Annotated in this window: 12 protein-coding genes; 7 read left to right on the top strand and 5 right to left on the bottom strand. The window is 71.5% G+C overall.

Translation table 11 applies throughout. The features are described 5' to 3' along the window. Nucleotides 1-41 precede the first annotated feature (41 nt). Together ACN265_RS26415 and ACN265_RS26410 are read right to left on the bottom strand one after the other, a co-directional pair. Nucleotides 42-1,172: a GNAT family N-acetyltransferase gene (locus ACN265_RS26415; protein ID WP_421410295.1), complete on the bottom strand. Its 1,131-nt coding sequence runs from the start codon at nucleotides 1,170-1,172 to the stop codon at nucleotides 42-44. Continuing rightward, on the bottom strand, nucleotides 1,169-2,323 hold the full coding sequence (locus tag ACN265_RS26410) for a GNAT family N-acetyltransferase (RefSeq protein WP_421410293.1): 1,155 nt from the start codon (nucleotides 2,321-2,323) through the stop codon (nucleotides 1,169-1,171). Before ACN265_RS26410 ends, ACN265_RS26415 begins: the two co-directional genes overlap by 4 nt. Before the next feature lie 170 nt (nucleotides 2,324-2,493). Here ACN265_RS26410 and secA point away from each other — a divergent pair, with 170 nt between their 5' ends. Beyond that, nucleotides 2,494-5,421 (top strand): preprotein translocase subunit SecA, encoded by a 2,928-nt coding sequence (gene secA, locus ACN265_RS26405; protein ID WP_204928218.1) that lies wholly within the window; start codon nucleotides 2,494-2,496, stop codon nucleotides 5,419-5,421. A 229-nt stretch (nucleotides 5,422-5,650) separates the two neighbouring features. Here secA and ACN265_RS26400 read toward each other — a convergent pair whose 3' ends face one another. Both ACN265_RS26400 and ACN265_RS26395 read right to left on the bottom strand, forming a co-directional pair. Then, entirely contained in the window at nucleotides 5,651-6,232 is a 582-nt protein-coding gene (locus ACN265_RS26400) for an Rv3235 family protein (protein WP_204927323.1), read from the bottom strand. 102 nt (nucleotides 6,233-6,334) lie between these two features. Then, nucleotides 6,335-6,562 (bottom strand): helix-turn-helix domain-containing protein, encoded by a 228-nt coding sequence (locus ACN265_RS26395; RefSeq protein WP_067306191.1) that lies wholly within the window; start codon nucleotides 6,560-6,562, stop codon nucleotides 6,335-6,337. Nucleotides 6,563-6,758: 196 nt separating this feature from the next. On the opposite strand from ACN265_RS26395, the gene ACN265_RS26390 reads away from it, so the two are divergent. Further along, on the top strand, nucleotides 6,759-7,268 hold the full coding sequence (locus tag ACN265_RS26390) for a DUF6912 family protein (RefSeq protein ID WP_357931636.1): 510 nt from the start codon (nucleotides 6,759-6,761) through the stop codon (nucleotides 7,266-7,268). 16 nt (nucleotides 7,269-7,284) lie between these two features. Here ACN265_RS26390 and ACN265_RS26385 read toward each other — a convergent pair whose 3' ends face one another. After that, nucleotides 7,285-8,271 (bottom strand): hypothetical protein, encoded by a 987-nt coding sequence (locus ACN265_RS26385; protein ID WP_420118979.1) that lies wholly within the window; start codon nucleotides 8,269-8,271, stop codon nucleotides 7,285-7,287. A 454-nt stretch (nucleotides 8,272-8,725) separates the two neighbouring features. Between ACN265_RS26385 and pruA the strand changes: the two genes are divergently transcribed. The 5 genes from pruA (at nucleotide 8,726) to ftsX (ending at nucleotide 14,021) form a co-directional block, all read left to right on the top strand. Continuing rightward, entirely contained in the window at nucleotides 8,726-10,354 is a 1,629-nt protein-coding gene (pruA, locus tag ACN265_RS26380; RefSeq protein ID WP_420118980.1) for an L-glutamate gamma-semialdehyde dehydrogenase, read from the top strand. Nucleotides 10,355-10,574: 220 nt separating this feature from the next. Next, nucleotides 10,575-11,090, top strand: a complete 516-nt coding sequence (locus ACN265_RS26375; RefSeq protein ID WP_145918036.1) for a PadR family transcriptional regulator — start codon at nucleotides 10,575-10,577, stop codon at nucleotides 11,088-11,090. Nucleotides 11,091-11,154: 64 nt separating this feature from the next. Continuing rightward, nucleotides 11,155-12,276 (top strand): peptide chain release factor 2, encoded by a 1,122-nt coding sequence (gene prfB, locus ACN265_RS26370; RefSeq protein WP_204927319.1) that lies wholly within the window; start codon nucleotides 11,155-11,157, stop codon nucleotides 12,274-12,276. A gap of 118 nt (nucleotides 12,277-12,394) precedes the next feature. Next, the gene (gene ftsE / locus ACN265_RS26365; protein WP_088642977.1) at nucleotides 12,395-13,075 is read left to right on the top strand and encodes a cell division ATP-binding protein FtsE; all 681 of its coding nucleotides are present in this window, start codon (nucleotides 12,395-12,397) and stop codon (nucleotides 13,073-13,075) included. Between the two features lie 70 nt (nucleotides 13,076-13,145). Next, nucleotides 13,146-14,021: a permease-like cell division protein FtsX gene (gene ftsX, locus ACN265_RS26360; protein ID WP_204927318.1), complete on the top strand. Its 876-nt coding sequence runs from the start codon at nucleotides 13,146-13,148 to the stop codon at nucleotides 14,019-14,021. Nucleotides 14,022-14,103 lie beyond the last annotated feature (82 nt).

Genomic DNA, 14,103 nt, shown 5'->3' with positions numbered 1-14,103 from the left:
TCGCGTCACCTTCGAAGATCCATCTGACGCGAACCTCTTGATCACCGCGGCGGGAGGGGGTGGGGATCAGTGGGGAGGAAGGACCAGAGGACGGTGTCGGGGCGGGGGGTGTCCGGCGTCGGAGCGGGGAGGCGGGCGCGCATCACGCCCTCCCGGTGGAAACCGGCCCGGTCCAGCACCCGCTGGGAGGCGGTGTTCCAGGGGGCCGTACCGGCCCAGAGGCGGGCCAGGCCCACCGGGCCGCACGTCCAGCCGGCCAGCAGCCGGACCGCCCGGGTGGCCAGCCCCCGCCCCCGCGCCTCGGGCAGCAGGCTGTAGCCGATCATTGCCTGGCCGGTGGCCGGCTCGTCGTAGATCAGTGCACAACCACCGACCATCGTGCCGGTCACCGCGTCGCACAGCGCGAAGTCGGCCGCCCGGCCGGTCAGCCAGTCGCTCTCGGCAACGGCGCAGCGCCGGTCGATGTCCGCCCTGGTTGGTGCAACCGGACGGACCCGGGTCGCCACCACCTCGGGGCGGGTGTGCAACCGGTGCAGCACCTCGGCGTCGGCAGGCGTGAGCCGGCGCAGGGTCACCACCGTGTCGGTGAGCCGCCCGTCGGGCAGGTCCGGCAGCAGGCGCGGGACCGGGCCGGGCGGGTCGTCGGCGAGGCGTACCCAGGCGAGCAGGTCGTACCGGTCGCCGTCGCGGCCCGCGCCGGCTGCCCGGCGTACCCCTTCGGGGTGGAAACCGGCGGCCAGCGCGACCCGCTGGCTGGCCGGGTTCTCGGCCCTGATCAGCAGCTCCAGCCGGGCCAGGCCGGCCTGGAACGCGGCCGTCGCCAGGGCCCGGGTGGTGGCGGTGGCGATCCCGCGCCGCCGGGCCCGCGGTGCCACCCAGTAGCCCAGCTCCGCCTGCCCCCGACCCGGCACCACCTGGCTGAGCCCGGCCCCGCCGACCAGCCGGTCGGTTCCGGCATCGGCGATCGCGTACGCGGCGCCGCCGCTGCGCCACGCCGCCGGGGCGCCCTCGGCGATCCACCAGTGCGCGTCGGCGACCGTGTACGGCTGCGGCATCACCGGATTGAACCGCAGGTTCACCGGATCGTCGCAGCCGGCGGCGAGGTCCTCGGCGTCGTCCGGCCGCAACGGCCGCAGCCGCACCGGTCCGGCCTCGATGACCTCCGGGGTCACGTCAGGTCCTCGGCGAGCAGTGCGCCGACCCAGGCGTCGACCCGCTCACCCCGGTGCGACACGCCGCCCCGCAGGGTGCCCTCGACGGTGAAGCCGGCCTTCTCGGCGGCCCGCCGGGAGGCGGTGTTGCCGACGTGGGCCTTCCACTCGACCCGGACCAGGCCGAGGCCGGTGACGCCCCAGGCGGCGAGCGCGCCCAGCGCGGCCGGCATCCAGCCCCGGCCCCGGGCCTGCGGCGCGGTCATGAAGCCCACCTCGGCCCGCAGCGGGTCGACGGGGTTCAACCGCAGGTCGACGGTGCCGGCGAAGGCGTCGTCCGGGTCGGCCAGCACGAAACACGCGCTGCTGCCCCGCGCCCAGGCCAGCCCGCCGTAGGTCAGGTAGCCCTCGGCGTCGGTGCGCTGGTAGGGGTGCGGCACGCTGGTCCACCGGACGGTGTCCGGGTCCTGGCAGGTGGCGACCACCCCGTCCAGGTCGCGTTCCTCCATCGGCCGCAGCCGCAACTCGGTGTCCCCGGCGGTGGCGAACAGGACGGGCTGCGGCCGGCCGAACACGGCGGCCCGCCGGGCGTCCAGGGTGCCCGGCCCGGCCGGACCGTCCGCGCCGGCCGCCGGCACCTCGCCGGGCAGCAGCGAGCCGACCCAGCCCTCGACCCGGCCGTTCCCGGCGGGCCGGGCGAGCCGCAGCTCACCGGAGATCTGGAAACCGGCCCGCAGGGCGACCAGCCGGGAGGCGTGGTTGCCCACCTCGGCCTGCCAGATCAGCCGACGCAGCGCCAGGGCGTCGAAGGCCCAGCGGGCGACCGCCCGGGTGGCCCGCACGGTGACCCCCCGGCCCCGGGCCCAGGGGGCGGTCCAGTAGCCGATCTCGCCGGTCTCGACCTCCCGGTCGATCGTGACCAGGCCGCAGGAGCCGAGCAGTTCGCCGGTGGCGGCGTCGCAGACCGCGAACGGCGCACCGCTGCCGTCGGCCCAGGCGCGGGCGCTCATCCCGGTGACGAACCCGTGGGCGTGTTCAGGCCGGTACGGACGCGGTACGGTGGTCCAGCGCTGGATGTCCGGGTCCTGGCAAGCCCGGTGCACGTCGTCCGCGTCCGAGGCGAGCCACGGACGCAGCAGCAGGCCGTCCTCGATGATCTCCACAGGCTCCATGCGGGTCATCGTGCCGGATCGTTCGCGGTGGGCGTAACCGGATAACCACCGGGCGGCGGGTTGAGCCGAGCGTTATGTCGGTTTGGTCGGGTCGGACCGCCGCCACCAGTGACCATTGCGCCGACTGAGCGCCTACGATGGTTCGAGACTGTCTAGGGGAGCGTTGATCCGTGTCGATTCTGGAAAGGGTCCTCCGCGCGGGCGAGGGCCGTATGGTGCGCCGGCTGAAGGCCATCGCCGCCGCCGTCAACTCGATCGAGGACGACTACGTCAACCTCACCGACGACGAGCTGAGGTCACTGACCGACCAGTACCGGGAGCGGCTCGCCGATGGTGAGACCCTCGACGACCTGCTGCCCGAGGCGTTCGCCACGGTGCGCGAGGCGGCCGCCCGGGTGCTCGGCCAGCGGCCGTACGACGTCCAGGTGATGGGTGGCGCGGCGCTGCACTTCGGCAACATCGCCGAGATGAAGACCGGTGAGGGCAAGACGCTGACCTCGGTCATGGCGGTCTACCTCAACGCGCTCTCCGGCAAGGGCGTGCACGTGGTCACCGTCAACGACTACCTGGCCCAGCGCGACGCCGCCTGGATGGGTCAGGTGCACGAGTTCCTCGGCCTGACCGTCGGCGTGGTGCTGCCCAACCGGCCGGCCGCCGAGCACAAGGCCGCCTACGAGTGCGACATCACCTACGGCACCAACAACGAGTTCGGCTTCGACTACCTGCGCGACAACATGGCCTGGTCCCACGAGGAACTTGTCCAGCGCGGGCACAACTTCGCCGTGGTCGACGAGGTCGACTCGATCCTGATCGACGAGGCCCGGACCCCGCTGATCATCTCCGGCCCCGCCGAGCACTCCGCCCGCTGGTACGGCGAGTTCGCCGGGGTGGTGGCCCGCCTCCAGGCCGGCAAGGACGGCGAGGGCGACTACGAGGTCGACTACGCCAAGCGCACCATCGCGGTCACCGAGCGCGGTGTGGCCAAGGTCGAGGACCGGCTCGGCATCGACAACCTCTACGAGTCGGTGAACACCCCGCTGGTCGGCTACCTCAACAACGCGATCAAGGCCAAGGAGCTCTACAAGCGCGACAAGGACTACATCGTCAGCGACGGCGAGGTCCTGATCGTCGACGAGTTCACCGGGCGCATCCTGCACGGCCGCCGCTACAACGAGGGCATGCACCAGGCGATCGAGGCCAAGGAGGGGGTGGAGATCAAGCAGGAGAACCAGACCCTGGCCACCATCACCCTCCAGAACTACTTCCGCCTCTACGAGAAGCTCTCCGGCATGACCGGTACCGCCCAGACCGAGGCGGGCGAGTTCAACAAGGTCTACAAGGTCGGCGTGGTGACCATCCCGACGCACCGGCCGATGGTCCGGATGGACAAGGCCGACGTCATCTACAAGACCGAGAAGGCCAAGTTCAACGCGGTCATCGAGGACATCGCCGAGCGGCACCAGGCCGGCCAGCCGGTGCTCGTCGGCACCGTCTCGGTGGAGAACTCCGAGATCCTGTCCACGCTGCTGCGCCGCCGGGGCATCCCGCACTCCGTGCTGAACGCGAAGTTCCACGCCCGCGAGGCCGAGATCGTCGCCCAGGCCGGCCGCAAGGGCGCGGTCACCGTCGCCACCAACATGGCCGGCCGGGGCACCGACATCCTGCTCGGCGGCAACGCCGAGTTCCTCGCCGCCAGCGAGCTGCGCCAGCGCGGCCTCGACCCGGTCGAGCAGGAGGAGGAGTACGCCAAAGCGATGGAGGAGGTCCTGCCCACCTGGAAGCAGGCGTGCGAGACCGAAGCCGAGGAGGTGGCCGCCGCCGGTGGCCTCTACGTGCTCGGCACCGAGCGGCACGAGTCCCGCCGGATCGACAACCAGCTACGCGGCCGGGCCGGCCGGCAGGGTGACCCGGGCGAGTCCCGGTTCTACCTGTCGCTCCAGGACGAGCTGATGAAGCGGTTCCGGGCCGGTGCGGTCGAGGCGGTGATGGAGCGGTTCAACATCCCGGAGGACGTGCCCATCGAGTCGAAGATGGTCACCCGGCAGATCAAGAACGCCCAGGCCCAGATCGAGGGCCAGAACGCCGAGATCCGTAAGAACGTCCTCAAGTACGACGAGGTGCTCAACAAGCAGCGCCAGGTGATCTACGCCGAGCGGCTGCGGGTGCTCAACGGCGAGGACCTCTCCGACCAGGTCCGCAACATGATCGACGACACCGTTGGCGCGTACGTGGTGGGCGCCACCAGCGACGGTTACGCCGAGGACTGGGATCTCGAGCAGCTCTGGGCCAGCCTCAAGCAGCTCTACCCGGTGGGCGTCACCATCGAGGAGCTGGAGGAGGAGGTCGGCTCCCGGGCGGGCCTCGACCAGGACTTCCTGCTGGCCCGACTCCGCGAGGACGCGAACGCCGCGTACGACCGGCGCGAGGAGAACCTCGGCGAGGAGGCCACCCGCCAGTTGGAGCGGATGGTGCTGCTCCAGGTCATCGACCGCAAGTGGCGCGAGCACCTCTATGAGATGGACTACCTCCAGGAGGGCATCAGCCTGCGGGCGTACGCCCAGCGCGACCCGGTCATCGAGTACCAGCGCGAGGGCTTCGACATGTTCGCCACGATGATGGAGGGCATCAAGGAGGAGACGGTCGGCTTCCTCTACAACCTGGAGGTGCAGGTCCAGGAGCCGGAGCCGGAGGCCGAGGAGGTCCAGCTGCTGGAGAAGCCGGTCGAGATCCGGGCCAAGGGTCTGAACCGGGCACCGCAGCAGCAGGGGCTGCAATACTCCGCCCCCACGATCGACGGTGAGGCGGGCGCGGGTGCGGTGGCCGTGGAGCGGCCCGAGCCCGAGCCGTCCGCCCCGGCGCTCGGCATCGGGGGTGGGCAGCCGCAGGCTCCGTCGCAGGCCCGTCCGGCCGCCGGTGGGTCGCGTCGGCCGGCTGCCGCCGGGGCGAGCGGTCAGGCCGCCGCGGCCAGCAGCGCCCGGCGGAACACCGGCCCGGTCGACCGGGCCGCCGAGGGTGGCCCGTCCCGCAACGCCCCCTGCCCCTGCGGCTCCGGCCGCAAGTACAAGCGCTGCCACGGCGCCCCCAACGGCGGCGCCTGACCCACCACCCCAGCCTGATCCGGGAACGCCCTCCCGCTCTGTCGAGCGGGAGGGCGTTCCCGTCCCCTGCCGCCCCCGCCTTTGCGCCCCTGCCTTTGTGCGGTGATCAAGAGGTTTGCGTCAGCTTCGAAGATCAAATTGACGCAAACCTCTTGATCAACACGACCGGGTGGCCCCACCGGGCCAGCCTGACCCCGCGTGGCCGGGTGACCCACCCGGCCCGGGTGGGTCAGATGACCTGGAGGGTGGTGCAGAGCCAGTTGCCCCGGCGGTGTTCGAGACGCAGGGCCATCGCCCAGCTCCGGCTGCCGCCGGTGACCACGGCGGCCACCTCGACCGCCGCCGGCCGCGGCTGGCACACCCGCAGCCGGCGCAGGTGCACGGCGGGCCGGGTGGAGCGGCGGCGTACCGGCGGGGTGCGGGCGGCGGCGCGGGCGAGCTGCTCGGCCACCTCGACGGTGCGCCCCGGCTCGACCAGGGCCCGGATCTGGCCGGGTGGCCGGTAGCCGTTGAGGATCTCCAGGCAGGTGCCGACGAACCGGTGGGCGGCCCGGGTCGCCTCGGGGGTGGTGGTGGCGGGCGGCGGCAGGGGCGGGGCGGCCGGGTGCCCGGGGCGGGGTCGGGGATCGGGCCGCCGGCCGGTGGGTCGGCCGGCGGCGGGCCGACCCGTGCCGAACAGGTCGAGGGCGAGCTGGCCGGGTGGCCGGGGCCAGAGATCCGGCACCTCGTCGACGTAGGGCGGGTCGGTGACGGGGGCCGGGCGTAACCGGATCGGCGGTCGGGTCGGCCCCGGACGGCGGGAGTCGGCCATCGTTGCCCCCTCGTTCTCTGCGTTTGCCTTCGTTTGCTTCCGACAGCGTCGATTGTCGGGCACGGCAACGCCCAGGGTCAATGGCTCAGCGGGATGGTCCGGTCACTCCGGGTCGCGGTCGGTGAGCGGGTTGCCGCGTACCCACTCGGCGGTCTCGGCGTACTTGAGCTGGATGTACTCCTCCAGCCGGGCCCGCTCGACCCGCCACTGTCCCCGTCCGCCGATCTTGATGGCGGGCAGCTCGCCGCTGCGTACCATGTGGTAGACCTGCGAGTCCGACACGTTCAGCTCGGCGGCCACGTCGGAGAGCAGGAGAAACCTCGGCTCCACGGAAACCCCTCGGCTTGGCGTCGTTCGGCCCAGTTTGCCACCGACAGCCTTCCCCGCCCAGCACCGCCCGTCGACTGGTGCGGCGGCTTCCCCCGGGGCGGTGCGCGGTGTATGACGGTCTGGACGTACGGCATGATCGGCGTTCGGGGCGGCCGTCCGCCGCCCCGGTGAGCGGAGACGACCAGGGGAGACGACGGTGGGCGACGAGCTGGTCCGGGTGTACGTGCCGGCGACCGTGCCGATGCTGGCCCTGCTGCGGGAGCGGGGGCTGCCAGCCAGCGGCGGCCACGCGGTCACCCCCGCCCTGCGCGAGTGGTACGCCGAGGGCGACGAGGAGGAGCTGGAGTACGTCGCCTTCACCCGGGCCGCCCAGGATGCCCTGCAACTGCTGCGGGAGGACGCCGACGCGCCCCGTCGCCGGGTCGTGGTGTCGGTGGACCTGCCCGCCGGCCTCGTCGGCCGGGGTGACGGTGAGCTGGGTTCCAGCGTGGTCGACCTCGACGGGCCGCTGCCGGCGTCGGCGGTGGCCGCGCTGCACGTGGACGGGGCCGAGGCGGTCGGGGACGTGGCCGCCGCCGTGGACGTGGTGGTCGAGGCGCTCGGCGGTGACCCGGACGCCCAGTTCACGGTGGACGGGGCCGAGGACCACGAGCTGGAGTGGTACGACCCGTCCGAGTGGGAACTGCTGCTGCGTAGCGTGTCCTGAGCGGGGCCGGGCCGGATCAGTCCTCGGCGGGGTCCTCCGGGTCGTCGTCGCGCGGGGTCGGGCCGAGGGTGCGGCCGAAGAGGACGACGGTGGTCAACGCGCCGACGAAGAGCACCCAGATGCCGTTGTCGATCCGCGAGGTGCCCATGCTGGTCTGGGCCACCGCGTCCGCCTCGCTCAGCGCGCCCGCCAGGTCCAGCAGGGTCCGCCCGCCGATCCGGATGATCACCTCGGTGAGCAGCAGGAGCAGACCGGGCCCGGCCCCGGCGAGCAGGTAGGCCGGCCAGCGCGGGGCCGTGGCGTCCGGGGCGTGCCGGACGGCCCGGCGGCGGGCCCAGGTGAGGTAGCCGAAGGCGAGCAGCCCGGCCACCAGCCCGCCGAGCAGCGACTCGGTGCGGGAGACCCACTTCGCGGCGCCGACCAGCGACGCCTGGGAGTCGCCGGCCCCGAACAGGTCGAACAGCGGGTCCCGGGCCTGGCTGAACAGCACCACGAACAGCAGCGTGCCGAGGGCGGCGGTGACCACCGCGCCGACCGGGGCCGGGGTACGTGCCCCGGCCAGCGCCCCACCGATGATGGCCGCCGCCGCGCTGGTGCCGGCGATGGTGTTGGTGGTGGCGTTGTCGGCGTACGTCAGGTTGATCGCCAGTGCGGTGCCCAGCCCGACCAGCATGCCGGCTCCGATCGCCGCCGCGAAGCGCAGCGCGGCCCGGTCGCCGAGCCGGCGGGCGGCCAACTCGCTCGCGGCCAGCGCGACGGCCGCCCCGGCGACCAGGGCGGCGGAGATCACCCCGGGCAGGGCGAAGGCGGACAGCGTGATCGCGGTGAGCCCGACCGCCGCCGAGTGGATCGCCTCCCGGGTGGACCAGAGCATCGCCGCCAGCCAGCCGAGGGCCAGCACCGCCAGCACGGGCGTGCCCGGGGCGTACCCGGTGCGCCCGGCCGGCTGCTCCGGCGACCGGTCGATGGACTCGGCCGTCGAGCTGCCGGGCTGGTTGCTCATCGTCTCCCCTTCGACACCGCGCCACCCCGGCACCGGGACGGGCCTCACCCTCGCGCGAACCAGCGTACGCGGACGGGCCGGACCGCCCCGGGCTGGGCGTGGCGGCTCCCGGCCGGCCCGGGAGCCGGGCGCGGGCGGGGTCGCCCGGGACGCCGCGCCGACGAGCCGGGGCGTGCCGGCGGACCGACCCGGCCGGCCGGTACCGACCCACCCTGTCTTTCTTCGTTCGGATGGCACTTCTGGTGGGGAATCGTCACCGAACAGCCGGTGTCCGCCTCGTGATCCACGGTGTGGGGCGGGCGGGGCGTGAGTCCCGCGAGCCGGGCGTGGGAGAATCGCCGGAGGTCCCGCCGCCGCGATCAGCTACTCCGCGCGGTGTCCGGCGTCCGGCCGTCCGGTCGGTGCCCGCGGGTCCGATTTCGCCGCCGCTGTCGAGATCGCCCAGGAGCCTGTGATGGACGCCGTGTTCTCCGTACCCGAGCCGCGCAACGAGCCGGTACGCACCTACGAGCCGGGCAGCGCCGACCGGGAGCGGCTGAAGCGGCGGCTGACCGAGCTGGCCGCCGACCGGATCGACCTGCCGATGACCATCGCCGGTGAGCAGCGGATGGCCGGCGGTGACCCGATCGACGTGGTCCAGCCGCACCGGCACGCGCACGTCCTCGGGGTCACCGGTCACGCCACCCACGACGACGCCCGCGCCGCCGTGCGGGCCGCCAAGGACGCCGCGCCGATGTGGCGGGCGCTGCCGTTCGAGGAACGCGCCGCGGTCTTCCTGCGCGCCGCCGAGCTGCTGGCCGGCCCGTGGCGGGACACCCTCAACGCGGCCACCATGCTCGGCCAGTCCAAGACCGCCGTCCAGGCCGAGATCGACGCGGCCTGCGAGTTCATCGACTTCCTCCGGTTCAACGTGCACTTCGCCCGGGAGCTGCTGGCCGCCCAGCCGAACTCGTCGCCGGGGGTGTGGAACCGGTTCGACCACCGCCCCCTGGAGGGCTTCGTCTACGCGGTGACCCCGTTCAACTTCACCGCGATCGCCGGCAACCTGCCGTCCGCGCCGGCCCTGCTCGGCAACACCGTGGTCTGGAAGCCGGGCCCCACCCAGCAGTTCGCGGCGCACTTCACCATGCGGCTGTTCGAGGCGGCCGGCCTGCCCCCCGGCGTGATCAACATGGTCACCGGGCGGGGCGAGGAGGTCTCCGACGTGGTGCTCGCCGACCCGGACCTGGCCGGCATCCACTTCACCGGCTCCACCAAGGTCTTCCAGCAGTTGTGGCGCACGGTCGGCGAGAACATCGCCTCCTACCGGGGCTACCCCCGGCTGGTCGGGGAGACCGGCGGCAAGGACTTCGTCGTCGCGCACACCAGCGCCGACGTCGACGCCCTGCACACCGCGCTGATCCGGGGCGCCTACGAGTACCAGGGCCAGAAGTGCTCGGCCGCCTCGCGGGCGTACGTGCCCCGGTCGCTGTGGGAGGGTGGCCTGCGGGACCGGCTGGCCGCCACCGCCGACGCGTTGACCTACGGCGACGTGACCGATTTCGGCAACTTCGGCGGTGCGGTGATCGACGCCCGCGCGTTCGACAGGCACACCGCCGCGCTGGAGTTGATCGGCGGGGACGACAGCTGCCGGGTGCTGGCCGGCGGCACCGCCGACGACACGGTCGGGTGGTTCGTCCGACCGACCCTGTTCGAGTGTGCCGACCCGGCCCACGAGACGTTCACCACCGAGTACTTCGGGCCGATCCTCGGCGTGCACGTCTTCGACGACGCCCGGTTCGACGACGTGGTCGCCCAGGCCGAGTCGGTCGCCCCGTACGCGCTGACCGGGTCGGTCTTCGCCACCGACCGCCGGGTGATCGACGCGGTGGCCGAGAAGATGCGGTACGCGGCAGGCAACTTCTACGTCAACGACAAGCCGACCGGGGCGGTGGTCGGGCAGCAGCCGTTCGGGGGTGCGCGGGCCAGCGGCACCAACGACAAGGCCGGCTCGTGGCACAACCTGGTCCGCTGGATGTCCCCCCGGACCATCAAGGAGACGTTCGTGCCGCCGACCGACCACACGTACCCGCACATGGGCTGAACCGGCGACGGCCGGCGGTGGCGTGCGACGACGTCCCCGCCGGCCGGGCCCGCCCGACCCGGCGACGGGCCGGCACACCCTGCGCGGTCGGGTCCGGGGCGGCGGTCGGGGGTGGTCCTGGGAGCACTGTCGTCGGCCGACAGTGCACATTGGAAATCCTCCCGGGTGGCAAATCCGGAAATCCTGGACGCCGGGACGGCAAAGTGGCAGCTTAGAGGGCATGGCGGATTCCGGAGTCAACCCCACCGCGGCGGCCCTGCTGGGTCTGTTGCACGAGGGGCCGATGACAGGTGGCCAACTGATGGCCGCCGCTGAGCGCCGACTGGCGCCGTACTGGTCGATGACACGCAGCCAGGTCTACCGTGAGTTGCCGGTGCTGGCTGAGCGTGGTTTCGTGCGGCTGGGCAAGCCCGGGCCGCGGATGAGTCAACCCTACGCGATAACCGCGGCCGGCAAGCGGACCTTCTCCCGCTGGCTGGCGGAGAATCCCGGTCGGGACACCATCCGCAACCCGATCGCCCTGCGGATCGCGTTCGGCAACCTGCACTCGGCCAGCCAGCTCAAGAACCTCTACACCTCAGCCAACGAATACCACACCGAGGCCCTCGCGTACGTCCGCGAACAGGTCAAGACCGCCAAGAAGGAGGGCGACGAGTACGACGCCAGCGCGCTGGAGTTCGCCGTCGCCTACCACAAGGCCGCGCTGTCCTGGCTCAAGACCGCCCCGGTCGGCTGATCATCCGCCCTGGTAGGTGGTGTGACGTGAGCGGACCGCCGCACGCACAGTACCCTTGTCTGTCGTGACCGCTGCCGATTACGCCGAACAGCTCAAGGAACTCGACGCGACCCTGCGCAACATCGAGGCGGTGCTCGACCTCGACCGTCTGCGGGAGGAGAAGGCCCGGCTGGAGGAGCAGGCGTCCGCGCCGGACCTCTGGGACGACCAGGCCAAGGCACAGCAGGTGACCTCGCAGTTGTCGTACGTCAACGGCGAGATCAGCAAGCTGGGCAGCCTGCGTTCCGGGCTCGACGACGCCCGGGTGCTGCTGGAGCTGGCCGAGGACGAGGCCGACTCCGGGGTGCTGGGCGAGGTCGAGTCCGAGATCGCCACGCTGACCAAGGCCATCCAGGAGATGGAGGTCCGCACCCTGCTCTCCGGCGAGTACGACTCCCGGGAGGCGCTGGTCGCCATCCGGGCGGGCGCCGGTGGGGTCGACGCGGCCGACTTCGCCGAGATGCTGCTGCGGATGTACCTGCGCTGGGCCGAGCGGCACGGCTACCCGACGGAGGTCTACGAGACCTCGTACGCCGAGGAGGCGGGCCTCAAGTCCGCCACCTTCACCGTCAAGGTGCCGTACGCCTACGGCACGCTCAGCGTCGAGTCGGGTACCCACCGGCTGGTCCGGATCAGCCCGTTCGACAACCAGGGCCGCCGGCAGACCAGCTTCGCCGGGGTGGAGGTGCTGCCGGTCACCGAGCAGACCGACCACATCGACATCCCGGAGAACGAGATCCGGGTGGACGTCTACCGGTCGTCCGGGCCAGGTGGGCAGAGCGTCAACACCACCGACTCGGCGGTGCGGCTCACCCACATCCCCACCGGCATCGTGGTGACCTGCCAGAACGAGAAGTCCCAGCTACAGAACAAGGCCTCCGCGATGCGGGTGCTCCAGTCCCGGCTGCTGGAGCGCAAGCGGCAGGAGGAGGAGGCGAAGCTGGCCGGCCTGAAATCCGGCAGCACCAGCTCCTGGGGCGACCAGATGCGCTCGTACGTCCTGCACCCCTATCAGATGGTGAAGGATCTGCGAACCGAGCAGGAGACCGGCAATCCGTCCTCGGTCTTCGACGGCGAGTTGGACAGCTTCCTCGAAGCCGGCATCCGCTGGCGTAAGCAGCAGCAGCTCGCCAACGACGCTGCGTGATCGAACGTGAACGGGGCGCGTCGTCGATCCCGGGTTGACCGGGCGAATCGATGACGCGCCCCGCATCGGCGGGGCGTGCCACTTGGCTCTGCGGTTACACCGCGTAGACTCACGACCCGTGATTCAGCTTGAGCAAGTGACGAAGACGTACCCGAAGGCGTCCCGGCCTTCGCTCGACAACGTGTCCGTCTCGATCGAGAAGGGCGAGTTCGTCTTCTTCATCGGACCGTCCGGCTCCGGCAAGTCCACGATCATCAAGATGCTGCTGCACGAGGTCGCCCCCAACAAGGGCCGGGTCATCGTCAACGGCAAGGACGTCACGTCGATGCGCTCCTGGAAGCGACCCCACTTCCGGCGCTCCATCGGCTGCGTCTTCCAGGACTTCCGGCTGCTGCCGAACCGCACCGCCTACGAGAACGTGGCGTTCGCCCTGGAGGTGATCGGCAAGACCAAGGCGGTGGCCCGCCGGGTCGTGCCCGAGGTGTTGGAGCTGGTCGGGCTCGGTGGCAAGGAGCACCGGTACCCGCACGAACTCTCCGGTGGCGAGCAGCAGCGGGTCGCGGTGGCGCGGGCGTTCGTGAACCGCCCGCTGATCCTGCTGGCGGACGAGCCGACCGGAAACCTGGACCCGGACACGTCGATCGAGATCATGCGCCTGCTGGACCGGATCAACCGCACCGGCACGACCGTCGTGATGGTCACACACGACTCCAACATCGTGAACCAGATGCGCCGTCGCGTCGTCGAGATCGAAAGCGGCCGCATCGTGCGCGACCAGGCCCGCGGCGTCTACGGGTGAGCCGGCGCTCCACCCCTGCCGTACGACCTGACGACGAACACCTCACGCCGGAGAGCCGGAGGAACACCCGATGCGGATGAAGTACGTCCTGTCCGAGGTACTGGTCGGACTGTGGCGCAACGTCACCATGACCGTCGCGATGATCATCACGATGGCGGTCTCGCTGACCATGCTCGGCGCCAGTGGCCTGATGTACAAGCAGGTCGGCGACATGAAGGACCTCTACTACAAGAACGTCGAAGTCTCGATCTTCCTCAAGACCGACGTCACCGAGCAGCAGCGCACCGACCTCGACGCCAAGCTGAAGAGCGACCCCCTGGTCAAGGAGGTCCTCTACGTCAACAAGGACGAGGCGTACAAGACCTTCAAGGAGATGTACCAGGACGCGCCCGACCTGGTGAACGCCGTGAAGCCGGACCTGCTGCCCGAGTCGTTCCGGCTGAAGCTGGTCAACCCGGAGCAGTACAAGAACATCTACGACCAGTACCAGGGCACCGAGGGCGTCGACGTGATCGTCGACCAGAGCCGGCTGCTCGACAAGATCTTCAACGTGCTCACCGCGATCCAGAACATCGCGCTGGCCGCCGCCGTGGTGATGGCGATCGCCGCGCTGCTGCTGGTCGCGAACACCATCCAGGTGGCCGCGTACAGCAAGCGGCGTGAGGTCGCGGTCATGAAGCTGGTCGGCGCGTCGAACTGGTTCATCCAGGCGCCGTTCGTGCTGGAGGCGGTGGTCGCCGGCCTGATCGGCTCGCTGCTGGGCCTGGTCGCGCTGATCGGGGCGAAACAACTGCTGTTCAGCGGATCGTTGAAGGCGCTGGAGGGGTTGCTCTCGCCCGTCCAGTGGTCGGACATCTTCCTGATGTTCCCGCTGATGGCCGGCGTCGGTGGCCTGATCAGCGCCGCCACCGCCTGGGTCACGCTCCGCTTCTACCTGCGGGTCTAGTCGCCGCAGCGCTCTCCGTGGGGACCCTCCCGGGCCGGGAAGAAACGGCGCGGGAGGGTCCTTGTCGTTCGGGTAGCATGAT

Origin of the sequence: Micromonospora sp. WMMD730 (genome assembly GCF_049178955.1) — a bacterium.
GTDB lineage: Bacteria > Actinomycetota > Actinomycetes > Mycobacteriales > Micromonosporaceae > Micromonospora > Micromonospora wenchangensis.
The sequence above is the reverse complement of the archived record's forward strand: the minus strand, read 5'-3'. Positions and strand labels throughout refer to the sequence as shown.